This window comes from Bacillus sp. LSHTCR4 (genome assembly GCF_057197025.1).
This window is the reverse complement of sequence record NZ_JBXUNO010000001.1, coordinates 1,184,278-1,206,550: the sequence shown is the minus strand read 5'-3', so window position 1 is coordinate 1,206,550 and position 22,273 is coordinate 1,184,278. Positions and strand designations below refer to the sequence as shown.

Sequence of the window (22,273 nt, the reverse complement as noted above, 5' to 3'; positions counted from 1 at the left end):
GGAGGAGATCCGATGACTTTAGATGTCATGTATTCCGCCGCAAGCATACTCGTTTTAGTATATTTTATTTATCAATGTGTTACGGATTAGAAAAAAGAGCCATTTTCCGGCTCTTTTTTCTATGGTAAGAATACTATCCAACCAATCCATACTATAAAAATAATCCCGGCAATTACAGCTGGTAATAAATAAAAATGAGAAAGTATAACTATTCCATACAAGAGTATTACTGGAAACAATAAATAGCGATCTGCCTTCCATCTTAACAATAGTAATTTGCCTTCATCACAATATAAATGAAGAAACATTTTTTTCGTAAATTCAGTCCAATAATCGCGCGCATAGCGGGAAATTGCAACTAAAGTAAATACAAGAATTATAGCTGAAATCCACCTCGGACTCATAATAATACTTACAGTACTTATACATACAATTTGAATAGAAAATATTCGTGCACTACTTGTACGAAAAAATTCTTTCAAAAAGGATTCAACAATACGATCATCAGTTTTCTTCCCTAAAAACTTTTTAGAACGCGGAAACATCCACGGCTTTTTATTCGAACTACTCGGTTTAGCCGCATGACCACCAACTTGCATAATCCCGCTCGTCCAGCGCATACTTTCTTCTTTTTCTTTCTCAACTTCTTTAAAAAAGAAATTTTTATAATTCAATTTTTCTTTTATCAATACGATAATTAGAAAAACTGCTAGACCGATACATAATATAGAATAAAATGGATTTTTATAAATAAGAAACAGACTCAATCCAAAAAAGGATAGACTTATAGAAAATATTACATTTTTGATAACCCATAGTAACCATCTTTTTCCCACACGTACATGAATACATCTCGTTAATAACGACAACATAAATCGAAATACAGTAAAGAATAGCCAAAATAATACGACTTGTACCTTCGTCACTCCAATACTTTTCAGCAGCACTGGTAACATAACAACTACTACCAGTACATTCGTTATCGCTATCCGAATAAATGTATATGTCATGCCATACTGGATTAACTTTTGCATATGAACAGGATACGAAATTAAAAATAAACTATCCGCTTGTTCAAAAAATGAACGAACTCCTCTTGCATATGTAATCACATAAAATGCGAATAGACCTAATCCGAAATAAACCGTCTCTCCCATCGATAGTTCTTCCGTCCATAGTGAACGATAATAAATCCCTATAAATATAAGTGCTGGAATAATAATATATAGCGCAACCGTCCAATCAGTTACCGAACGTATAGACTTCCATTTTCGTCCCAGTTCATGGCGCAATCTTTTATAAAATTGTCGTTTAATCATGCTGTTCACGCCTTACGATTACATCAAAACAATCTAACAGTGAACTTCCTGGCATTTCTGCTAACGTTTGAATTGCCTCTAAATGGCCATCTGCGACTAATGTACCTTGTGAGATGAGTAAAAATCTTTCGCAAATTCTTTCAGCTGTATCTAATACGTGCGTACAAAGTAAAATTCCTGCCCCGCGTTCTTTCTCTTTATATAAATAACTTAAAAACTCTTTCGTAGCTACCGGATCTAAACCGATAAAAGGTTCATCAATGATATAAAAATCTGGTTCAGTTAAAAATGCTAATATAAGCATCGATTTTTGTTTCATCCCTTTTGAAAACTTTGATAAATACTCATGTTTATGTTTATCCATTCGAAACATATGTAATAATTCTTCCGCTTTCCATTCCCAGCTTCCTTTCTCATTCTCACGAGCAGCCATTAATAATTCAATATGTTCCCAGAGCGTCAAGTAATCATAATATGTTGGATGTTCTGGTACGTATGCATACGGATTTTTCTTTTCACCGAATGATATTTCACCATTCACATTTACGAGTAACCCGAGCATCGTTTTAATCGTCGTACTTTTCCCAGCACCATTTGCGCCAATAAGAGCAACTAATTCACCTTTTTCAATAGAAAAAGCGATATCATGAATTGTCTTTTCCCCTAAATCATATCCTGCAGAGCGGATATTCACTTCTAACATAATACATTCCCCTTCTTTCCATTTCCAATACAAACAAGGAAAAGAATAACATATAACTATCTATATATCATTATAAAATATTTATTTTCATGGCAGGAAAAAAATTTTTTTAACAGAATACTAAATGTTTGATTACATTTTATTGGAGTGGATAATATGTCTTTTCAAATTCGTGAAGCGGAGATAGACGATATAGATGCACTTTGCTCTTTAGTAAAAGAATTAAAAGGTTCCTCTATTTCCTATGAAGATATGAATAACCGATTGCAATTCGTACAAATGAGTCCTTTTGATTTTTTATATGTTTATGAGGAAGAAGACACTATATTTGGATTACTTGGGTTCCGTATACGTGAAAATTTAGAAGATGTAACGCGGTATGGAGAAATTTCAATTATTAGCGTTGATTCAACAATAAGACGAAAAGGCATTGGACAAGCGTTAATGGATTATGCTGAGCAATTAGCAAAGACACATAATTGTATCGGCACATGGCTAGTAAGTGGAACAAAACGAGTAGAAGCACATCCTTTTTACAAAAAATTAGGATACGAAGTAAATGGTTACCGATTTGTAAAATATTTTTAAACTACTTTTTAACGGAAAGGACTATAACTATGACAAACATTCAAGCAATTTTCATTGACCGTGACGGTACAATCGGTGGCGATACTACAATACATTATCCAGGATCTTTTACATTATTCCCTTTTACAAAAGCAGCTCTACAAAAACTAAAAGCACAAAATATAAAAATTTTCTCTTTCACAAATCAACCAGGTATCTCGGATGGGATAGCAACTGTAGCCGATTTTGTACAAGAATTAGAAGGCTTCGGTTTTGATGATATTTATGTATGTCCTCATAAACATGATGATGGTTGTGAATGCCGGAAACCAAGTACAGGTATGCTTCTTAAAGCAGCAGAAAAACATGGCCTTGATTTAACACAATGTGCTGTAGTGGGTGATCGCTGGACTGATATCGTTGCAGGGGCAACAGTAAACGCGACAACGATTTTAGTACGAACAGGCGCTGGATATGATGCTTTACATACATACCGAGACAAATGGGCTCATATTGAACCCAACTACATTGCAGAAAACTTTGAAGATGCGACAAACTGGATTTTAAGTCAACTATAGTGCAAATTAAAAGAGCCGTTTTCACAATGAAAACGGCTCTTTTAATCTTAAAATTTTTTAAAACGTCAATTCATAATGGAAATAACGATTATCTCTCAAATAACCATTTTCAGCGTATAATCGCTGTGCTGATAAATTATCAATCTCCGTTTGTAATTTTACACCTTTTGCACCATTTTCTAAGGCAAATTCTTTCGCAGCTTCTAATAATTTTTTTCCTGTTCCTGCTCCGCGCTTAGTAGCTTGTACAAATAAATCATTTAAAATCCATAATTCTTTCATCGAAATAGAAGAAAATGATGGATATAATTGTGTAAATCCAATATATTCGCCGTCTTCAACTGCCACGAAAATAACGGATTCCTTTCTCTCGATTCTATTTCGTAAAAATACTTTTGCTCCTTCTAAATCGGAATCTTGTCTATAAAACATACGATAGTTATTAAAAACTGATGCTAGTCCATCTAAATCTGCAATTGTTGCCTCATATATTCTCATTTTACTCCATTCCCCTTCCAATACTGTTTCATTATATCCGTTGCCCATTTAGGCTGTACAATTTCTTCTTTCGGCATAAACTCTTTCATTATTGGCTTTATATCCAATATAGGGGTGCCATCAATAGCATCTAACCCCTGAACAATAATTGATTTACCTTCTCTTTTAATTACCTTTACAATTGTTGCTCCTATGCGATTCGGACGATTTTTCCCACGCTGTGCAAAAATGCCTACTTTAGGATAATCATTATTATTTCTAGGGTGTCTAGCAACATATTGAATTTGTTCATCAGTTACTTTATGAAAATAAAAAACTACTTCAATATGAGAAAAATCTTCAATCCCTTGTATACTTTCCTCTGTATACATTTCAGTTAAAGTAATATAGGATCTTACTTCTCCCCACTCATCATCTTTTATTTCCTTTCTTTCATTATGTACAAATGCGATTGGTTGAACTGAAAACATACGCATTCCCCCTTACATGTAACCACTTACATTATAAAGTATTTTCTGAATGTTTTCCACACATGCGAACTAGGTTACATAATATAATTATAATCAATTTTGTAAGGCGAAATGAACTGCTTCAACTGCATGTATATGGGTTGTGTCGAATATCGGAATGGATACGTCTTCCTGCTTAATTAATAATCCTATTTCTGTACAACCTAAAATAATTCCTTCGGCCCCTTCTTGTATTAGATTTTCTATAACTCTTTTATAATACTCTCTAGATTGAGATGTTATCTTTCCTAAACACAATTCTGTATATATTACTTCATTTACCTTATCTCTATCCTTTTCTGATGGTACCATTACTTTTATATGATTCTCTTCAATACGTGACTTATAGAAGTCTTGCTCCATTGTATATTTAGTTCCAAGCAAACCAACTGTTTGAATATCTTTTCTTTTAATTTCTTTTGCAGTTGCATCTGCAATATGTAAGACTGGAATATGAATATTCTCCTTTATTTTCTCAACTACTTTATGCATTGTATTTGTGCAAATAATAATAAAGTCTGCGCCTCCCTTTTGTAATGAATATGCTGCATTCCCTAGAATTTCTCCTGCACTATCCCAATCACCACTAGACTGATATCGTTCAATCTCTTCAAAGTCTACACTATTAATTAAACATTTAGCTGAATGTAACCCACCTAATTTACTTTTTATTTCTTCATTTATGATTCGATAATATTCAGAAGTTGATTCCCAACTCATACCACCAATTAACCCTATTGTTTTCATGAAAACATCACCTACCTCATAATATTTTTTAGCTAATTAAAACGTTTTATTATGTATATTATACATAATAAAACAAGACTTTACGTTTGAAATATAAAGTCTTGTTTTAACTATTTCCAAGGAAATTTTATAAGAATATTCTGAAATTAATTATCTGATATTTTTATAGAATCTTCATATCGATAATGAAAACATTCTCGATACAACTGCTTGATTTCATCATAGGATGGTACTCGTGGATTATTTCCTGGACTTCCACTTTCAATTGCATCTGACGCCATTTTAGAAATAGCTTTTTCAAATTCAACTTCACCGATTCCGTATTCTTTTAAGTTTGGAATACGAAGATCAAAACAAAGTTTTTTTATTGCCCTCAGTGTGTAATCGGCTACTTCTTCATCACAATGGGAATACATATCTTTATTTAAACAACGTCCAATTTCCGCTAGTCTTTTTACTGCACTACCTTTTGTATATTCTAAAACTGTAGGTAATAGTATTGCATTTGATATACCATGTGGTACATGAAATAACGCCCCTACTGGTCTTGACATTCCATGAACTAATGTAACAGATGCATTAGAAAATGCGATCCCAGCTTGTAAAGACGCAATCATCATCGCTTCTCTTGCCTCCATATTCTCTCCCTCTTCATATGCAATACGTAAATACTTCATAATACTTTCAATTGCTGAAAGAGCGAGTACATCTGTAAGTGATTGTGAAACTTTAGAAATATATGCTTCGACTGCATGACATAATGCATCTATCCCTGTTGCTGCTGTTATATGAGGTGGTACCGAACGTGTTAAAATCGGGTCAATTATAGCTACTTGCGGGGTAAAACTTGGATGCTTTATCATCATTTTTACATCTGTTCGTTTATTTGTTATTACTGCTACACTTGTTACTTCCGATCCAGTGCCAGAAGTTGTTGGAATTGCAATAAGTGGTAGCGGATCATTGTCTATTTCTAAATCCTTTTGAACATAATTTTCCACTTCTCCACCATTTGTATATAACACCGCAACTGCTTTTGCTGCATCAATACAACTACCACCACCAAGACCGATAATAAAATCACATTTTTCTTCTTTACAAATAGTTAACGCCTCTAACACGTGTATATTTGTAGGCTCAGCATTTACTTTATTATATGTAATCACAGTTATACCTTTCGTATTTAATTGTTGTATACACCTCTCAACATATCCTAAATCCTCCATAATTGTATCCGTAACTATAAACGCTCTTTTCCCGAATTTCTTAGATTGTTCCCCCAGTTTTTCAAGTGAATTTCTTCCATATAATACAGACTTCGGCATACGAAACTCAGCAACTTCTTGCAAGTACTCCACCCCTTCTTACCCTAATTAATATTTTAGTTCATAAAATATCGACTTAATAAATTCCTGTTACCGTATAGAATGCGATAACTAAAAATACAGCAAGCGTTTTCAAAACTGTAATTGCAAATATATCTTTATATGACTGTTTATGAGTTAATCCTGTTACTGTAAGAATAGTAATAATAGCCCCATTATGTGGTAGTGTATCCATTCCGCCTGATGCCATTGATACGATACGATGCATTACTTCTAACGGAATATCAAATTGATGAGCCGCTGCAATAAACTTATCCCCCATTGCACTTAAAACGATTCCCATTCCTCCTGATGCAGAGCCTGTAATACCGGCTAAAATATTCGTCGTGACTGCTCCATTCACGAGGGGGTTTGTGAATGTGGCAGAGATGCCATCTCGCATAATCGCAAATCCTGGAAGTGCTGCGATGACACCACCGAATCCAAACTCAGCTCCTGTATTCATCGTTGCAAGTAGAGCTCCACCAATACTTGTATTTAATCCAGCTTGGAATCCTGTTACTACTCGTTTCCAATATAATAATAACGTTGTTACTATACCTATAATAAGCGCTAATTCTACTGACCATATTCCAACTACTGCACTTAACTCTACTTTTCCAAATGCTTTCATACCAATTGTAGAAAAATCAAAACCGTTCGGATACCACTTCGGTATCATAATAGTAAAAACTTTATTCATTACACCTACTAAAATAAGTGGTATAAAAGCAATTACTTGCTGTGCTCTTGTAATTTCAAGGCTTTTAAGTAACGGCATATCTTTTTGTTCTACTTGTAAAGAAGCTGCCATTTCAGTATTCCCATCGTTAAAACCAAAGTACCCTTCACCTGCTGTCTTCGCCTTCTTACGTCTACTCTCTAAATATAGTAAACCTAATGTAAGAACAAAAATTGCTCCTACAATCCCAAGTACCGGTGCAGCATAAATGTCCGTTTTGAAAAAAGTTGTAGGTATTACGTTTTGAATTTGTGGTGATCCAGGTAGCGCATCCATCGTAAACGTGACTGCTCCAAGTACAATCGTTCCAGGGATTAAACGCTTCGGAATATTCGCTTGTCGAAACAGCTTAGCTGCGAACGGATATACAGCAAACACTACTACATACACACTAACACCGCTATACGTTAAAATAGCACCCATTAATACAATCGCTAATATCGTACGTTTTTCACCAACTAACTCTATAATTGTCTTTGCAATCGAATCTGCAATTCCTGACATTTCTACTACTTTCCCAAATATTGCTCCGAGTAAAAATACAGGAAAATATAGTTTAATAAAACCTACCATTTTCTCCATAAAGATATTCGAAAAGAAAGGTAATACAAAACTAGGCTCTGTCAAAAATACCGCAAATAATGCAAATATCGGTGCAAATAAAATAACAGAAAACCCTCTATATGCTACAAACATTAGTAAACTAAGTGCTAATAATATAATAACTAGCTCCAATTATACCCCTCCTTTAAACTGAAAATTCTAACTTTTATTGATAAATTTCTATTAATCCTTTGATTCTGACATCACTCCTCTTATTCATACAAATTTTTTATGCTAAAAATGTCTAATTATAAGTATTCGATTACATATGAAAAATCCCTTTAAACAAAAACGATTTCATCATCATACGTTATAAAGGGGTTTTCAGTCTCTATATTTACTTCTTTATCAAACTATTTTCTAAACAAAAATGATGTAGTTCTTTTACATCATTTACTATATGAGTCGCACCAACTTCAGTCAATTCTGTTTCACTACCATAGCCATATAAAACGCCAATCGATGCAATTTCATTATGATTCGCACCAATTATATCGTGCTTTCTATCTCCAATCATAACAATTTCTTCTTTATTAAGGGCTTCATTTGTTTGTAAAATATGAGCAATGATTTCTTCTTTTTTTATTCTTGTACCATCTAAATTACTTCCAATAATACCTTCGAAATAATTTGTTAGCTGAAAATGCTCTATAACTTGTTCAGCAAATACAGTAGGCTTTGAAGTTGCTATAAATAAACGATTTCCGGTATCTTTTAATTGTTTTAAAAGATTTGGAATACCCTCGTAAACATTATTCTCCAACAATCCACGGTGCTTTAAATATTCTCTGAAATAAAAAACAGCTCGTTCAACTTCTCCCTGATTCATATTATATCTCTCTACAAATGATTGCTGGATGGGTGGACCGATAAATGAATTTAAATCGTTTATATGTAATTCTTCAATTCCAAGCTTTTTTAATGCATATAAAACTGAATTTACAATGCCTTCTTTCGGATCCGTCAATGTTCCATCTAAATCAAATAGAAATGTTGTGTACATGTTTCAATCCCCCACTCATTTTACTTTATAAGTAACCTATAACAGCTTTTCCCACTTTATCTTTTATTATAATACTATCATTATCTTTTTTTCTGAAAAATTACTTTTCCTATGTCACATACTTTCAGTTACAAAAAAAGATACATATGGTAAAGTAAAAAAGTTACAATTATTTTAATAGAAACTGGTGAAACAAATGTCAATTACGTTAATTTTTATAATGGCTTTCACAATTATTATCCATGCGGTTGAAACTAGCTCTTATAGTATTCGATTAGCTGGTGTACGTTTAAAAAAGATTGCCGTTGCCTTATCCGTCGTAGGAATGGTACTGCTTATTTCAAGAACATCTAACTTACTACAAGCCTTTTTAATCGGTGGTATTGTAGATGAAGCAAAACTAGATTCTTCTATTGATTTAGAGCATATTATACGTCTCGTTCTATTATCTGCTTCTATCGGTACATTACTTGCGATTATACTGTATCCAACTTTGACAAAACTATTTGGATACGTCATTCAAAATTTTGAAACAGATGGTTCATTCATTCGAATGATGAAGACGAATAACATTCAAAAGTTAAAGTACACAAAAAAATATGTACGGTTTCCAAAGTTAGAAATGATTCATAGACTACGTATTGGTGGTATTCCAAAACGTATTATGCTTATTAATATGTTTGCTACTGCTATTTATACAGCTGGTGTTCTTTCTGCTCTGTACGCTTCATTTCTAAATCCAGACTATGCAACAAACGCAAGTACAGCTTCTGGTCTTGTAAATGGTTTTGCTACAATTTTATTAACCGTACTACTCGATCCACGCATCGCTCTTTTAACAGAACGTGCTTTACAATCAGAGCATGGTGCTGAGTCTATGAGTAAAATGTACGGTTGGCTAATGATTTCTAGACTTTTCGGTACATTATTAGCACAACTACTATTTGTACCAGGTGCTTACTGGATTTTATGGATTATTGAACTAATACATTAATTTACTAGAAAGGTGAATGTATCAATGAATATCCAAACAGAGCAACATATCATTCGCTTAATAGAAAACGACGAATGGATGATGAACGTATTACAATTAGCAAAATCACTTGAGCTACCTGATTGGTGGATTTGCGCCGGGTTTGTTCGTTCTAAAATTTGGGATACTTTACATAACTACGAAATAAGAACAACTACACCAGACGTTGATGTCATTTATTTTGACCCTTTTCGTAAAGATGAGATATACGAACAATTATTAGAAAAGAAACTGATAAATTTGGATGCCTCTATACCTTGGTCAGTAAAAAATCAAGCTCGTATGCATGTAGTGAATAATATGCTACCGTACTCTTCTTCTGTTGATGCTATTTCTAAATTTCCTGAAACAGCAACGGCTTTAGGGGTTACATTAGACGAAAAAAATAATGTTATATTAACAGCTCCGTGCGGTATTGAAGATGTTCTTTCCTTACAAGTGAGACCAACAGCTCATTTTCTTGAATCAAAAGAACGATTACATATGTACGAAAACAGAGTTATAAAAAAGAATTGGCAAAGTAAGTGGCCTAACATCACAATCACATATCCAGAAATTTAGAAAGGGTGCTTCTCATTTATAGAAGCACCCTTTTCTTCATTTCAAAAAATGTATGATTGTTTCTGCAAATCTATCTGCTTCCTCATAATGAGGTGAATGACCGCTCTCTTCAAATACGATATACTTGCCGTTTCGGGCATCTTTATTAAATATTTCAATTTGTTTTTCACACGTTACTACATCATGTTTTCCTACAATTAATAACATTGGATTTTGTACATCTTTTATTTTTCGTAATAATGAAGTATGAAATGCTCCTTCTAATTTTAATCTATCAAAATGAACCTTGGAGCGATTTGAAAATTCTTCCCACTTTTCATCACTATATAAACTCTCGTCTGTCACATCTTCCTTATAATTGTAAAGTTCCATTCTTCTTTCTTCTAATTCATCACTTAACCTTATATAAGCTTCTAACAACTCTTCTGAACAAGCATTACTAGATGAATAAGCAAGAGACTCTTCTGCTACTGCTTCTTTTCCATGCTTTTTTAATAAATGCCCTGTCTTTTTCAACAAAGCTCTACTTGTTAATGCAAAATCAAAAGTTGGTCCTTCAAATATTATTTTCTCTATTGAACTTGGATATATCGACGCATAAAGCAATGCTACATATCCACCGAAAGAATGTCCAATTACAGACCACTTCTCAATTTGTAATACTTTTTTTAGTTCCTCACAGTCTTCAATCAAATCATTTAATCCAAAAGCTTCGTCTTCAGTAATTTCTTCTGAGCGACAAACACCTCTTTGATCTATCATAATTACATATAAAGAATCTTTTAAACGTTCCGCTTGATGAAATGAAAAATCATAACAACTTTCTCCCGGTCCACCATGTAAGTATAGAACTGGTTTATTTTTAGGGTTTCCATGCGTTTCAACGTATAGCTTTTTGCCTCTAATATGCATGTATTTCCCTGCTTCTATCAAATTCGCCTTTATGATCATCACCTTCTTTTTTTATTGAATATTATAACACTTCACCTTAAATAATCCCTATTACATTTAAAAAGACGATGATGATTGCGAGCGGTGCTACAAATCGAAGTAAAAACGCCCAACAAGTAAATACTTTCTTTCCATAATTTCCACCTACAAAAAACTCTGCTTCTAGTACCTTCTTTTCCATTTTGAATGAAACAAAAATACTAATAAACAGTGCTCCAAGTGGCATTAATATATTACTAGATAAGAAGTCTACTGCATCAAAAATATTCTTTCCGAAAATCGTAATATCACTCCATACTCCAAATGATAACGCAGATGGTATACCTACTAAGAAAATGCAGAAACCGATCATCCATGATAATTTTCTTCTTCTTTCTTGTTCCCCATTTGTTAATGCTGAAACAACTGTCTCTAGTAGAGAAAATGCGGATGTTAATGTCGCAAATGTAAATAGTGCAAGAAATACTGTTAAGAAAAACCCACCGAACGGAATTTGACTAAATACAGATGGTAATACGATAAATAGTAATCCAGGCCCTTCTGTTGGCTCCATTCCTAATGAAAATACAGCCGGAAAAATAGCAAGACCCGCAAATAATGAAACAAATAAATTCAATCCAACAATTGTTATTGCTGATTTTGGTAAACTTTCTTTTTTATTTAAATAGGAACTATACGTAACCATAATAGAAATCCCGATACTAATCGCAAAGAACGATTGACCCATTGCAAACAAAATACTTTCTGAAGTAATCTTTGAAAAATCTGGTTGTAAGAAAAACTTCACACCTTCCATTGCATTATCAAGTGTTAATGAGCGAACAATAAGAGCGACAAATAAAACGAACAACGCTGGCAACATATATTTACTTGCTTTTTCAATTCCATTTTGTACACCTTTTGATACAACCCAAATCGTAATAAACATAAAAGCAAAATGTCCCATTATCGCCCAAGCCGGATTTCCAATTGTTTCAGTAAATAATGCTCCGTAATTTTGTCCTGGAGTAATAAGTTGTCCTGTTACACCTCTAAATAAATAAATTAATACCCATCCACCTACAACACTATAAAATGAAAGTAGTATAAAACACGTTCCAACACCAAGGCGTCCAATCCAGTGCCACCCTGTATTTGGTGCAATACTTTTAAATGCGCCAACTGCTTGTTTCTGCGTACTACGTCCAATCATAAATTCAGCTATAAGTAGTGGTAATCCAATTAATACAGTAAATAATATAAAAATTAAAAAGAATGCTCCTCCCCCGCTCTTCCCGGCGATATAAGGAAACTTCCATATTGCACCAAGTCCTATTGCTGATCCTGCTGCAGCCATTATAAAACCTAATTTCGAAGTCCATTGCTCCGTTTGTTTCATCTTATTTTCCTCCCAATTAAATCTTTTTATATAAATAAATAAATTTTATGAACCTATCCAAATAAACCCTCCATTTCTTTTTCTATAAAATAAAAAATGGCTCAGCATCTCTTTATATAAAGAGACGCTAAGCCATTTACTTAACGCGGTACCACCCTTATTGATTCCATTATGAATCCACCTTAGTAGTAATCGTTTGATTACAAACCTAATATCGAAGGTTAACCGTTAAGATTTACTAAGAATGTGATTCCGTTCCACCTTACTGCTCCTAGGCGAGTTCAGGATGTCATTTGACTATGTCACACCAACCCATAGCTCTCTGTACAAATATACGACCTTACTACTCCTATTCAACACATTGTAATATTTAGAATATATTTTCTTTTGAAATTAATATGAAGTATATCGGTTATATTGGTAACTGTCAAGGTATATATTGATTTTTTTGTCGAAAAGGATTATTTCGGCCCTATTTTATTTTTTACTATCGTTATTTTAGCTGTATATATGATGTTATCTGGAATGCAAAATGCATAAAAAAATGAAATAGTTCATATTGATAGCTCACTTTTACTAAGTTTTTTAGCAAAAGAAAGGATCACTATTTCCCCTTTTTAAACCAACTATAAAATAGCATTAAAAAAGAATCTTCGCGATAATCGCGAAGATTCTTTTTACGGTATAAGACGAGTACAATCTCTCGGAAAAGCACTCGCCTCTCGTACGTTTGTTAATTCTAAAAGTTTATATACAACTCGTTCTAATCCAATTCCAAACCCTCCATGTGGTGGACAACCGTATCGGAATGTATTTAAATACGATTGAAATGTATCTGGATATAATCCTTTTTCTTTAAACGAAGCGAGTAACATTTCATAATTATGAATTCGCTGTGCTCCTGAAGTTATTTCTAATCCTTTATATAGTAGGTCAAACGAATCAGTAATAGCTGGATTCTCGTTATTCGGCATCGTATACATCGGTCTCGCTTCTTTCGGATAATGTGTAATGAAAACAAATTCACTCTTATATGTTTCCTGCACATATTTCCCTAGTAGCTTTTCACCTTCTGTATCTAAATCCCCAATTGGCGATTCTTTCCTATACTTACTTTTCAAAATTTCTTGTGCTTGTAACAATGTAATTTTCGGTATTTCTGTAATAACAGGTACTTCTATTTGTAATAGTTGTAGTTCTTTTTTACAGTTTTTTGCTACTTGTTGAAACATATATCGTAAAACATCCGTTTCTAATTGCATCACTTCATGAAAATCATGAATAAAGCCAAGTTCTACGTCTAACGATATATATTCATTCAAATGACGGGAAGAATTATGATGCTCCGCTCTGTAAACAGGTGCAATTTCAAAAACACGTTCTAAGCCTCCAGCTACCATCATCTGTTTATAAAACTGTGGTGATTGTGCTAAATAAGCTTCTTTTTGAAAGTATGGAAGCTTAAAAACATTCGCTCCTCCTTCTGCCCCTTGTGAAACAATTTTCGGAGTAAATATACGTGTGAAATCGTTCTCTATAAGAAATTCACTAAAGCTCTGAACAAGTGTAGATTTCACTTTAAATATCGCCGCGATCCTCTCATGTCTTAATGATAATACCCGCTCATTCAGTAGTTGATCTAAGCCAACTTGCAATTTCTTTTTATTTATTTCAAACGGAAGTGGTTCTGCGCGATTTAATATTTTCACTTCGTGAGCGAGCACTTCAACTCCTAATTCTGTTTTCGAAGTCTCTACTATTTGGCCTACTACTTGAACGACACTTTCCACATCTACCTTATATCCAGCTAACTCATTTTCTAATACACATTGCATAACTCCTGAGCGATCTCTTATTAATAAAAAACTAACATTACCTAGATGACGAATCTTTTTTACCCATCCTTGAAGTAATACAACTTTTCCGCTTTGCTTTGTACATTCTTTTGTGAGTGAACGCTTCATTATTGACTCCATTATTTTTCCCTCCAGTAATTTTATATTTATTTACGTTATTGTTGTTGTCATCGTCATCATCCACGGTCACTCACCTCCCTTAAAAGAATACAAAAATCCGCCCCTATAAATAGGGACGGATTTTTCCGCGGTACCACCCAAATTGTCATAATGACCATCTTAGCCCTGATAACGGTAGGTACCGTTTGCTTTTACTAATTATCACGTTCAAAGCAACACTCACAGGTGTCTTTCCATCATGCGGTATCGCAATCTTCTCAGCAACCGATTGCTCTCTGTAGACCTTTGCATCATGTACTTTTCCTGATCATCACTTTTTATATTTACAGAGTATTCTATCTCTTTAACTTATAAAATGCAAGCACTTTTAAATATATTTTGATTTTTCACATCCAGTTTTGTACAATCTCCTCTAAAGCCATTCCACGTGAACCTTTCAATAAAACAACATCCTTTTTCGTTATTACTTTTAATACTTCCTCTGCTATCTCGGCTTTATTATCAAATGACTGTACTTTTCCTGTATGATAGTTCTTTCTTGCTTCTTCCGCTACAATTTTGGCTAATTCTCCATACGTAAATACATATTGAATGCTCTCCTCATTTAACATTTTACCAATTTCTCTATGATATGTTTCCGCTTTCTTGCCTAACTCCAACATATCCCCAATCACTATAATTTTTTTCTTATAGGCATTTAATTTCTGCAACGTTTCAATTGCTGCCTTCATGGAGGACGGACTGGCATTCCATGCATCGTTAATAATCGTAAAACCTGTTTTAGCGGTTAAAAACTGAAAGCGCATTTGTGTAATATTTATTTGCTGCAATGCTGCTTGTATTTTTTTTATAGGGACTTTGTAAAATTGACCTACAGCTATTCCAACAATCGTATTAAAAATATTATGTTTTCCATATAAGGGAACATCGTACTGTATTTTTGAATGATTTAATTGAAAATGAACGCCATATTCATCTAATTGTACGTTCGTTGGAAACAAATCATTTGTATACTTTCCACCAAACGACTTACTTTCTATACCTAGCATATTAATATGTTGAGAAAGTAATGGCTCATCACCATTATATAAGAACAGTCCATCATCATTTAATCCGTCTACAATTTCAAATTTAACCCTCGCAATCTCTTCTCTTGATCCAAGCGTTTCTAAGTGTGACTGTCCAATCATTGTAATGATCGCTACATCTGGCTGTGCGATTCGTGATAAAATTCGAATTTGTCCTTTTTCACTCATTCCCATTTCAAGTATTAAGAACTCAGTATTTCGTTCCATTTCTAAAATTGTTAACGGCAAACCGATTTGACTATTAAAATTCCCTTTTGTTTTATGCACTTTATAAGTTGAACTTAAAATGCCTCCTATTATATCTTTTACCGTAGTCTTGCCATTACTACCTGTAATTCCTATTACTTTTACATTTATCTCTCTTCGATAAAATTGTGCCAATTGTTGTAAAGCAAACAAAGTGTCATTCACAAATATAATTGGAATCCCTTTTGGCGGAGTACCGTAAGACTTTTTCCATAAGGAAGCGACAGCTCCATTATCCATTGCCTCTTTCACATACTCATGCCCATCTTTCACCCTAATGATTGGAACAAATAAATTTCCTTCTTCCATGCTTTTAGAATCTATGCAGACACCATGTATCTCTATAAGATGAAACGATTCTTGTAATCCTTCTCCATTTACTACTTCTTCAAGTTTTTTCAAATTCATTTGAATCAAAGCATCACCTTTTTTCCATCAAATTACATATTCACTGTTTTATTTACGCATATTAATAAAAATTTTATAGCGAGGTGTTTATATGAAAAAAGCGATTAGTTTCTTTCTTCTTTTGTTATGCCTAATTGTAGTGAATGAAACGTACGCCTATTCACCAAAATCTTTACCTATCTCTCAAAACTCTGATCAATGGCAAGTGAATATTGCTGAACCGAAAAAAGTAAACAAAAAAAAGCTTCAAGCTAAAAAAGACGAATTTCAAACATATCAATTTTCAGTAAAAAATGTTGGAAACAGTGAAGTATATAACGTACAAGTCGAAGTATTCCGCAACGAACCAAAAACAAAAACGAAATATGAACTCTTCTCCCTAAAGGAAAGTCGTTTAGCAAGTGGAAAAACTGGATTTGAACATGCTAATTTTCCAGTTGCTACAAAAGCAGATGAGGTTGATGTTATTATTACATGGCAAGAACACCCATTCCGATCGATGCGAAATGGTCAAAAAGTTGAATCTAGAAAATTTAAAGAGCATTTTCTTTTTAAAGACGAAAAAAAATAAATGAAATGCGAATAAATTCACATTATCATTCATATAGCTTACTTTACTAGTACCAGTTCTAAAGCAAATTAAAAAGTCGTGGCTTATACATGCCACGACTTTTTATATTAATTCGTACTAATTCCTCTCGCTGCCCAAATACGATCGATATCAGCGGCATGTTGTCCGCCATATAAAAGAGCATCCGCTTGCTTAATCGCTTTTGCTCCATCACTGAATTTAGAGTTTGGTGTTAACGACCAGTGCGATTGTAAAATAATTTTCGTTGCAACATCACGACCAAATGCTTGCGCCATCTCATATTGTCCTTGAGCCCAAATTTCTCCATCATCATGGACTTCATTCGTAATATCTTTCGGATACACTTTATTATTATCTAATCGGCGTAAGCACGTTGGATCTGAACTAGAATAAGCAGTCGCATCCCATTCTCCAACACATGCTTTTCCGTAGCCTGTTGTCGATACTGCATCTTCATACGTAGCACCTAAGAAATCACCAAATCCTTCTCCCATCGCTCCACCTTCTGCAGAACTACCGAAGCCAGGAACTTGGTTATCTTGAATTGAATGTCCATATTCATGTGCGATAATACCCGCATCTTCTGCATCATCTACTCCGCCAGTACCAAAGGTTAAAGCTTTCGTTGTCGGAGAATAAAATGAGTTGTCCGCCGTCGTTCCATTCACATTCACTTTAATAGAGCGATTATTAATATTTTTAAAACCTAGACTTTGAATGTAACGTTGTAAAGTATCGATATGATAATACGACATCACATCTTCAAAGCTATCATTTGCGCGTGTATAGTTAAATTGTAAGTTTGTAGATTTCGTTTTTGCTTTTGAAGAAATCGTTACATACTCTCCAATTAAAAATCCTGTTCCATCTAAACCTTTTAACGTAACAGTCTTTAATTGGTTCGTTAACGCTGTTGAATCTGCATCATTATTATCTTTTAAACCTACTTTACTACCGCTAGATACGACTGGGTTAGGTAAAAATACTTTTCCTGATCCTTCTGCTTTACGGTTTATATCAACCTTTTTAATTAACTTTCCATTTTCTGCATCAACAAATGTTTCCCATGCACCAAACGGATTATTAGAATGGACTACAACTTTGTATACTGGACGAGCAATTCCCTCTTCTACAATATATCCGAATTCTTTCTCTGTAGGCGCCCATAAGTTTTGTTCACTTGCTTCTCCAACATACGCCATTGACTTTTGTATTGCATCTTTTTCACTAATTTTTGTCGTTACTTCCTTCACACCTTTAACAGATTGATAATCAGAAACAGCAAGTACTCCCTTTCCCTCTCCGTTAAGAGTAACTGTAATTTGTTTTGAAAATACAGGTGCACCATTCACAACTTGTTGGAACCTAACATATGAAGCTACTGACGTTTCTGTTGTAGAAATATATTGTAAGTCTGAAAGGTCTGCTTTTAATCCATACTGCGCAGCATTTTCTTTTAAATATTCAGTTGCTTTTTTCTGCGGTGAATAAGCTTCTAGCTTTACTTGCTGTTGTTTTTCCAATGCCGAAACTGTAGAAATTGTCCCCATTACTAACGGCACAGTCATTGCCATTGCCACCATTTTTTTATTAAACATAGAACCACTCCCCCTAATAAAGTAGCTCAACCTTATCCCATTACCACTAGGCAATCATTCCCCACAAAATGGGAGGATAAAAATTGAATCTACGAGTAATTCTCTATGAACATTTCTATTACCTTTCCATTTAGGGTGAGTGAAATTTTCTCAACATTTATGTGTAAAGTGAAAACAATACTGTAGAAATATTTTTCTACAGTATTGTTTTCAGTGTGCTATGAAAAAAGATATTTGTTACGGGTCCTATCGAATGTATAGCCAAACAAATTCTAAACATACAAAAAGGAAGTTGGAATGATTCCAACTTCCTTTTTTTTAATTAGCTGAACTTAATTTAATGCGGACTTTTGTCTCACCTAAAGAAAGTTCATCGTCTTCATTCGTTAAGTGACCAAATGTAAATTGTTTAACGAGTAAGTTTTCTTCCAACAACTGTTTATGATTCGTTAATGTTTGCTGCAGTTCTTCCTCTGTATCAAGAATTACATCTACTCGTAAATTAACAGGTAAATTCAACTGTTTACGATATTCTTGAACGGCGCGAATGAATTCACGTGCTACCCCTTCTTGTAGCAATTCTTCCGTCACATTCGTATCTAACATTACTGTATATTGTCCGTTAGTTGTATTAGAGAATCCAGATTTTGCAACTTTCTCTACTAATACATCTTCAGTCGTTACAACTACTTCTTCTCCTGATGCTGCTTCGTAAACTGCTCTTTCTGTAGTGACAAAGTTTTGTACCTCGTCTTGTGATAATTGTTTTAGCCAGTCATTTACTGCATTCACATTTTTACCGAACTTCGGCCCAGCCGTTTTAAAATTCAGCTTTAATTGATAGGACGTGTATTTCGTTTCATCAAGTTCAACATGGAACGCCTTCACATTTAACTCATCCATGACGATATCACGATAAGATTCCCAATCCATATCATTTTCATTATGCTCAAGTAATACAAGTTCCGCTAACGGCTGTTTTACTTTTAAAGAATGCTGATTACGATTACTTCTTCCAAGTTCAACAACTTGTAAAACTGCATCCATTTCCGCTTCTAATTTCGGCTGAAGTAGTGATTCATTTACAACTGGATAATCCTCTAAATGAACGCTACTTCCAGTTAAATTCAAATGAATATCTTCAGCGACAAACGGTGTAAATGGTGCAATTAACTTACTAATTGTCACAAGTACTTCATGGAGTGTCTCATACGCAGCAGCTTTTTCAGCATTCATACCAGATTCCCAGAAACGATTACGTGACCGCCTTACGTACCAATTGCTTATTTCATCTACAAGCGCCGCGATTTCACGAGCTGCATTCGTAAATTGATACTCATCAAGTGCAGTTCTCACTTTTTTCGTTGTGCTATGCAATCTTGATAATACCCATTCATCCAATTTCGTCCGCTTTACGTCATACGTTTCGTTCGGATTATACTCATCTAAACTTGCATATAAAACGTAGAAGCTATACACATTGACTAACGTATCTACAAATTTAGATTTTGCTTCTAATACTGTTCTTTCAGAAAAACGCTTCGCATTCCACGGAGCACTGTCAACGAGTAAAGCCCATCTTAAAGCATCTGCACCAAACTTCTCTACTAAATCAACTGGATCTAGTGCATTCCCTTTACTTTTAGACATTTTCTGTCCTTCCTCGTCTAGAACATGCCCTAGTGATAACACTCGTTTATACGGTACTTTTCCAGTATATAGTGCTGATACAGCTAATAAACTATAAAACCAACCGCGTGTTTGATCAATTCCTTCTGCAATTACATCTGCTGGAAACTGTTCTTCAAATAACTCTTTATTTTCAAACGGATAATGATATTGCGCAAATGGCATCGAACCACTATCAAACCAAACATCAATTACTTCTGGTGTACGATTCATTGTACTTCCGCATTTTTCGCAGCAAACTTGCACTTCATCTACATATGGCTTATGCAATTCTAAGTCTTCAGGTGTCTCTTTCGTACTATGCTTTCTTAAATCAGCCATACTTTTCGGTGCGAATTGATGATCGCAACTTTCACATTCCCATACGTTTAATGGTGTTCCCCAATATCTATTTCGGCTAATATTCCAGTCCACCATGTTTTCTAAAAACTTACCAAATCGTCCATTTTTCATATGATCTGGATACCAAGTAACAGTATCGTTATTTTGTAAAAATGTATCTTTAATTGCAGTCGTGCGGATTAACCAGCTCTCTCCTGCATAATAAAGAAGTGGTGAATCACAGCGCCAACAATGTGGGTAACTATGTTCATACTTTTCTTTATGGTATAGTAAACCTTCCTTCGCTAAATAACGAACGATATCTACGTCACAATCTTTAACAAATTTACCTTTCAAAAATGGTACTGCCTCTGTATACTCACCTTTCTCATCTACAACATGTAAGAATGACAAACCTTCACTTTGAACGACTCTATAATCATCCTCTCCGTATGCTGGAGCAATATGAACAAGTCCTGTACCACTATCTGCCGTTACAAAATCTGCTCCGATAACACGGTAACCATTTGTAACTTCTTTCATTGGAAACGGTGCTGTGTAAGAAGTATTTAATAATTCTTCTCCTTTATGAACAGATAATACTTCATAGTTTTCTTTTAATACATCTTGTACACGTTCTTTTGCAACAATGTATACATGACCTTCTTGTTTCGCTTTCACGTATTCCATATTTGGATGTACAGCGAGTGCAACATTTGCTGGAAGTGTCCAAGGTGTTGTCGTCCAACCTAGGAAGTATTCATTGTCACTATCTTTCACTTTAAACTTAACTGTTGCACTTAAATCTTTTACTGTTTTATACCCTTGGGCAACCTCATGTGAACTTAGTGAAGTTTGACAACTTGGGCAATATGGTGAAACTCTATGCCCTTTATACAATAATCCTTTTTCATGAATCGTCCCTAAAATATGCCATACACTTTCGATATAAGGATTCTCTAACGTAACGTATGGATCATCCATATCTACCCAATAACCGATACTTTCAGTGAATTCACGCCATTGCTTCTCATATGTGAATACACTCTCTTTACACTTCTGAATAAATGGCTCAATTCCATACTCTTCGATTTCATGTTTACCTGAAATACCGAGTTGCTTCTCAACACCTAATTCTACAGGTAAACCGTGTGTATCCCATCCCGCTTTTCTTAACACTTTATAACCAGCCATCGTTTTATATCTTGCTACTACATCTTTAATTGTTCGTCCAAGCGCATGACCTACATGCGGTAGTCCGTTCGCCGTCGGTGGTCCTTCATAAAATACGAAAGACTGTGCGCCTTCTCGATTCTGAATTGATTGCTCAAAAATGCTTTGCTCGTTCCACTGTTTACGAATACGTGTTTCTCTCCCTACAGCTGACTCTTTTACATCTACTTTCTTCATCTACAATCACTCCTTTTGAATGTTTTAAAGCACACAAAAAACCCGTCCCTATAAAGTAGGGACGGGTTTACCCGCGATACCACCCTAATTCTATTAGCTCTTCACTAATAGCACTTAGCAACGTACGATCATACGTGTTCTTTGTAACGGTAGACATCCGTCCGAGCTTACTTATTTTCAGCCTCGGCTCCTCGGAGATGATTTTCAAATAACGTCTGCACACCGGCTTTCAGCAATAGACCGGCTCTCTGGGGAACAGTACACTATTTTACTCTTTCTCGTCTTCAGATTTGTATACTTTGTTAAAAGCTATTTTATGCCATCAGGCGATGAATTGTCAACTAATTCAAAATATATTTTTATCTATATCCTTTTTTCCCTATTCTTAT

At 34.4% G+C, this 22,273-nt stretch carries 19 protein-coding genes and 3 other annotated features; of the genes, 5 read left to right on the top strand and 14 right to left on the bottom strand.

Translation table 11 applies throughout. The annotated features are described in order from the left end of the window. Positions 1–119: 119 nt before the first annotated feature. Positions 120–1,319 carry an ABC transporter permease gene (locus AC2CGR_RS06190; protein ID WP_484480666.1) on the bottom strand — a complete coding sequence of 400 codons (1,200 nt, stop codon included), beginning with the start codon at positions 1,317–1,319 and terminating at the stop codon, positions 120–122. Continuing rightward, on the bottom strand, positions 1,312–2,022 hold the full coding sequence (locus tag AC2CGR_RS06185) for an ABC transporter ATP-binding protein (RefSeq protein ID WP_087964196.1): 711 nt from the start codon (positions 2,020–2,022) through the stop codon (positions 1,312–1,314). Before AC2CGR_RS06185 ends, AC2CGR_RS06190 begins: the two co-directional genes overlap by 8 nt. A 156-nt stretch (positions 2,023–2,178) precedes the next feature. Here AC2CGR_RS06185 and AC2CGR_RS06180 point away from each other — a divergent pair, with 156 nt between their 5' ends. Both AC2CGR_RS06180 and AC2CGR_RS06175 read left to right on the top strand, forming a co-directional pair. Further along, on the top strand, positions 2,179–2,610 hold the full coding sequence (locus AC2CGR_RS06180; RefSeq protein WP_087964197.1) for a GNAT family N-acetyltransferase: 432 nt from the start codon (positions 2,179–2,181) through the stop codon (positions 2,608–2,610). Positions 2,611–2,639: 29 nt separating this feature from the next. Then, positions 2,640–3,167, top strand: a complete 528-nt coding sequence (locus tag AC2CGR_RS06175; protein WP_087964198.1) for an HAD-IIIA family hydrolase — start codon at positions 2,640–2,642, stop codon at positions 3,165–3,167. 57 nt (positions 3,168–3,224) lie between these two features. Here the strand turns inward: AC2CGR_RS06175 and AC2CGR_RS06170 are convergent, their stop codons facing one another. The 6 genes from AC2CGR_RS06170 to AC2CGR_RS06145 all read right to left on the bottom strand — a co-directional run bounded on the left by AC2CGR_RS06170 (position 3,225) and on the right by AC2CGR_RS06145 (position 8,633). After that, on the bottom strand, positions 3,225–3,665 hold the full coding sequence (locus AC2CGR_RS06170) for a GNAT family N-acetyltransferase (protein ID WP_061679521.1): 441 nt from the start codon (positions 3,663–3,665) through the stop codon (positions 3,225–3,227). After that, a complete protein-coding gene (locus AC2CGR_RS06165; protein ID WP_087964199.1) occupies positions 3,662–4,135 on the bottom strand; it encodes an SAM-dependent methyltransferase in 474 nt (157 codons plus the stop codon). The genes AC2CGR_RS06170 and AC2CGR_RS06165 overlap by 4 nt, the downstream gene beginning before the upstream one ends. A gap of 93 nt (positions 4,136–4,228) precedes the next feature. Continuing rightward, positions 4,229–4,921 (bottom strand): aspartate/glutamate racemase family protein, encoded by a 693-nt coding sequence (locus AC2CGR_RS06160; protein WP_131102029.1) that lies wholly within the window; start codon positions 4,919–4,921, stop codon positions 4,229–4,231. A 146-nt stretch (positions 4,922–5,067) separates the two neighbouring features. Further along, positions 5,068–6,270 carry an alcohol dehydrogenase EutG gene (eutG, locus tag AC2CGR_RS06155; protein WP_484480665.1) on the bottom strand — a complete coding sequence of 401 codons (1,203 nt, stop codon included), beginning with the start codon at positions 6,268–6,270 and terminating at the stop codon, positions 5,068–5,070. A 52-nt stretch (positions 6,271–6,322) separates the two neighbouring features. After that, on the bottom strand, positions 6,323–7,762 hold the full coding sequence (locus tag AC2CGR_RS06150; RefSeq protein ID WP_131102025.1) for a GntP family permease: 1,440 nt from the start codon (positions 7,760–7,762) through the stop codon (positions 6,323–6,325). A gap of 205 nt (positions 7,763–7,967) precedes the next feature. Next, positions 7,968–8,633 (bottom strand): HAD family hydrolase, encoded by a 666-nt coding sequence (locus AC2CGR_RS06145; RefSeq protein WP_087964203.1) that lies wholly within the window; start codon positions 8,631–8,633, stop codon positions 7,968–7,970. Positions 8,634–8,829: 196 nt separating this feature from the next. Between AC2CGR_RS06145 and AC2CGR_RS06140 the strand changes: the two genes are divergently transcribed. Both AC2CGR_RS06140 and AC2CGR_RS06135 read left to right on the top strand, forming a co-directional pair. Beyond that, complete coding sequence (locus tag AC2CGR_RS06140; protein WP_087964204.1) at positions 8,830–9,627, top strand: lipid II flippase Amj family protein; 798 nt, start codon at positions 8,830–8,832, stop codon at positions 9,625–9,627. A gap of 24 nt (positions 9,628–9,651) precedes the next feature. Beyond that, on the top strand, positions 9,652–10,227 hold the full coding sequence (locus tag AC2CGR_RS06135; protein WP_087964205.1) for a nucleotidyltransferase family protein: 576 nt from the start codon (positions 9,652–9,654) through the stop codon (positions 10,225–10,227). 36 nt (positions 10,228–10,263) lie between these two features. Here the strand turns inward: AC2CGR_RS06135 and AC2CGR_RS06130 are convergent, their stop codons facing one another. From AC2CGR_RS06130 to AC2CGR_RS06115, 4 genes are all read right to left on the bottom strand, one after another. Continuing rightward, on the bottom strand, positions 10,264–11,178 hold the full coding sequence (locus AC2CGR_RS06130; protein ID WP_087964206.1) for an alpha/beta fold hydrolase: 915 nt from the start codon (positions 11,176–11,178) through the stop codon (positions 10,264–10,266). Between the two features lie 37 nt (positions 11,179–11,215). After that, the gene (locus tag AC2CGR_RS06125) at positions 11,216–12,556 is read right to left on the bottom strand and encodes a sodium-dependent transporter (RefSeq protein ID WP_087964207.1); all 1,341 of its coding nucleotides are present in this window, start codon (positions 12,554–12,556) and stop codon (positions 11,216–11,218) included. 117 nt (positions 12,557–12,673) lie between these two features. Then, positions 12,674–12,922 (bottom strand) — a binding site (T-box leader). 311 nt (positions 12,923–13,233) lie between these two features. Beyond that, positions 13,234–14,532: an aspartate--tRNA(Asn) ligase gene (gene aspS / locus AC2CGR_RS06120; protein ID WP_131102021.1), complete on the bottom strand. Its 1,299-nt coding sequence runs from the start codon at positions 14,530–14,532 to the stop codon at positions 13,234–13,236. A gap of 108 nt (positions 14,533–14,640) precedes the next feature. Next, positions 14,641–14,852: a binding site (T-box leader), on the bottom strand. A gap of 66 nt (positions 14,853–14,918) precedes the next feature. Beyond that, positions 14,919–16,274 carry a UDP-N-acetylmuramoyl-tripeptide--D-alanyl-D-alanine ligase gene (locus tag AC2CGR_RS06115; RefSeq protein WP_484480664.1) on the bottom strand — a complete coding sequence of 452 codons (1,356 nt, stop codon included), beginning with the start codon at positions 16,272–16,274 and terminating at the stop codon, positions 14,919–14,921. Between the two features lie 91 nt (positions 16,275–16,365). Between AC2CGR_RS06115 and AC2CGR_RS06110 the strand changes: the two genes are divergently transcribed. Continuing rightward, positions 16,366–16,845: a hypothetical protein gene (locus tag AC2CGR_RS06110; protein ID WP_484480663.1), complete on the top strand. Its 480-nt coding sequence runs from the start codon at positions 16,366–16,368 to the stop codon at positions 16,843–16,845. Between the two features lie 107 nt (positions 16,846–16,952). Here AC2CGR_RS06110 and AC2CGR_RS06105 read toward each other — a convergent pair whose 3' ends face one another. After that, positions 16,953–18,464: a M36 family metallopeptidase gene (locus tag AC2CGR_RS06105; RefSeq protein WP_087964209.1), complete on the bottom strand. Its 1,512-nt coding sequence runs from the start codon at positions 18,462–18,464 to the stop codon at positions 16,953–16,955. Between the two features lie 318 nt (positions 18,465–18,782). Next, a complete protein-coding gene (ileS, locus tag AC2CGR_RS06100) occupies positions 18,783–21,884 on the bottom strand; it encodes an isoleucine--tRNA ligase (RefSeq protein WP_484480662.1) in 3,102 nt (1,033 codons plus the stop codon). Positions 21,885–21,938: 54 nt separating this feature from the next. Next, positions 21,939–22,178, bottom strand: a binding site (T-box leader). Positions 22,179–22,273 lie beyond the last annotated feature (95 nt).

Excerpts from the sequence above, each read along its gene's own strand:
- AC2CGR_RS06140 (WP_087964204.1), top strand. The coding sequence starts at position 8,830 with ATGTCAATTACGTTAATTTTTATAATGGCTTTCACAATTATTATCCAT.
- AC2CGR_RS06145 (WP_087964203.1), bottom strand. The coding sequence starts at position 8,633 with ATGTACACAACATTTCTATTTGATTTAGATGGAACATTGACGGATCCG.
- AC2CGR_RS06190 (WP_484480666.1), bottom strand. The coding sequence starts at position 1,319 with ATGATTAAACGACAATTTTATAAAAGATTGCGCCATGAACTGGGACGA.
- AC2CGR_RS06130 (WP_087964206.1), bottom strand. The coding sequence starts at position 11,178 with ATGATCATAAAGGCGAATTTGATAGAAGCAGGGAAATACATGCATATT.
- AC2CGR_RS06170 (WP_061679521.1), bottom strand. The coding sequence starts at position 3,665 with ATGAGAATATATGAGGCAACAATTGCAGATTTAGATGGACTAGCATCA.
- AC2CGR_RS06175 (WP_087964198.1), top strand. The coding sequence starts at position 2,640 with ATGACAAACATTCAAGCAATTTTCATTGACCGTGACGGTACAATCGGT.
- aspS (WP_131102021.1), bottom strand. The coding sequence starts at position 14,532 with ATGGAGTCAATAATGAAGCGTTCACTCACAAAAGAATGTACAAAGCAA.
- AC2CGR_RS06185 (WP_087964196.1), bottom strand. The coding sequence starts at position 2,022 with ATGTTAGAAGTGAATATCCGCTCTGCAGGATATGATTTAGGGGAAAAG.
- AC2CGR_RS06135 (WP_087964205.1), top strand. The coding sequence starts at position 9,652 with ATGAATATCCAAACAGAGCAACATATCATTCGCTTAATAGAAAACGAC.
- AC2CGR_RS06110 (WP_484480663.1), top strand. The coding sequence starts at position 16,366 with ATGAAAAAAGCGATTAGTTTCTTTCTTCTTTTGTTATGCCTAATTGTA.
- AC2CGR_RS06160 (WP_131102029.1), bottom strand. The coding sequence starts at position 4,921 with ATGAAAACAATAGGGTTAATTGGTGGTATGAGTTGGGAATCAACTTCT.
- ileS (WP_484480662.1), bottom strand. The coding sequence starts at position 21,884 with ATGAAGAAAGTAGATGTAAAAGAGTCAGCTGTAGGGAGAGAAACACGT.
- AC2CGR_RS06105 (WP_087964209.1), bottom strand. The coding sequence starts at position 18,464 with ATGTTTAATAAAAAAATGGTGGCAATGGCAATGACTGTGCCGTTAGTA.
- AC2CGR_RS06125 (WP_087964207.1), bottom strand. The coding sequence starts at position 12,556 with ATGAAACAAACGGAGCAATGGACTTCGAAATTAGGTTTTATAATGGCT.
- AC2CGR_RS06180 (WP_087964197.1), top strand. The coding sequence starts at position 2,179 with ATGTCTTTTCAAATTCGTGAAGCGGAGATAGACGATATAGATGCACTT.
- AC2CGR_RS06165 (WP_087964199.1), bottom strand. The coding sequence starts at position 4,135 with ATGTTTTCAGTTCAACCAATCGCATTTGTACATAATGAAAGAAAGGAA.
- AC2CGR_RS06115 (WP_484480664.1), bottom strand. The coding sequence starts at position 16,274 with ATGAATTTGAAAAAACTTGAAGAAGTAGTAAATGGAGAAGGATTACAA.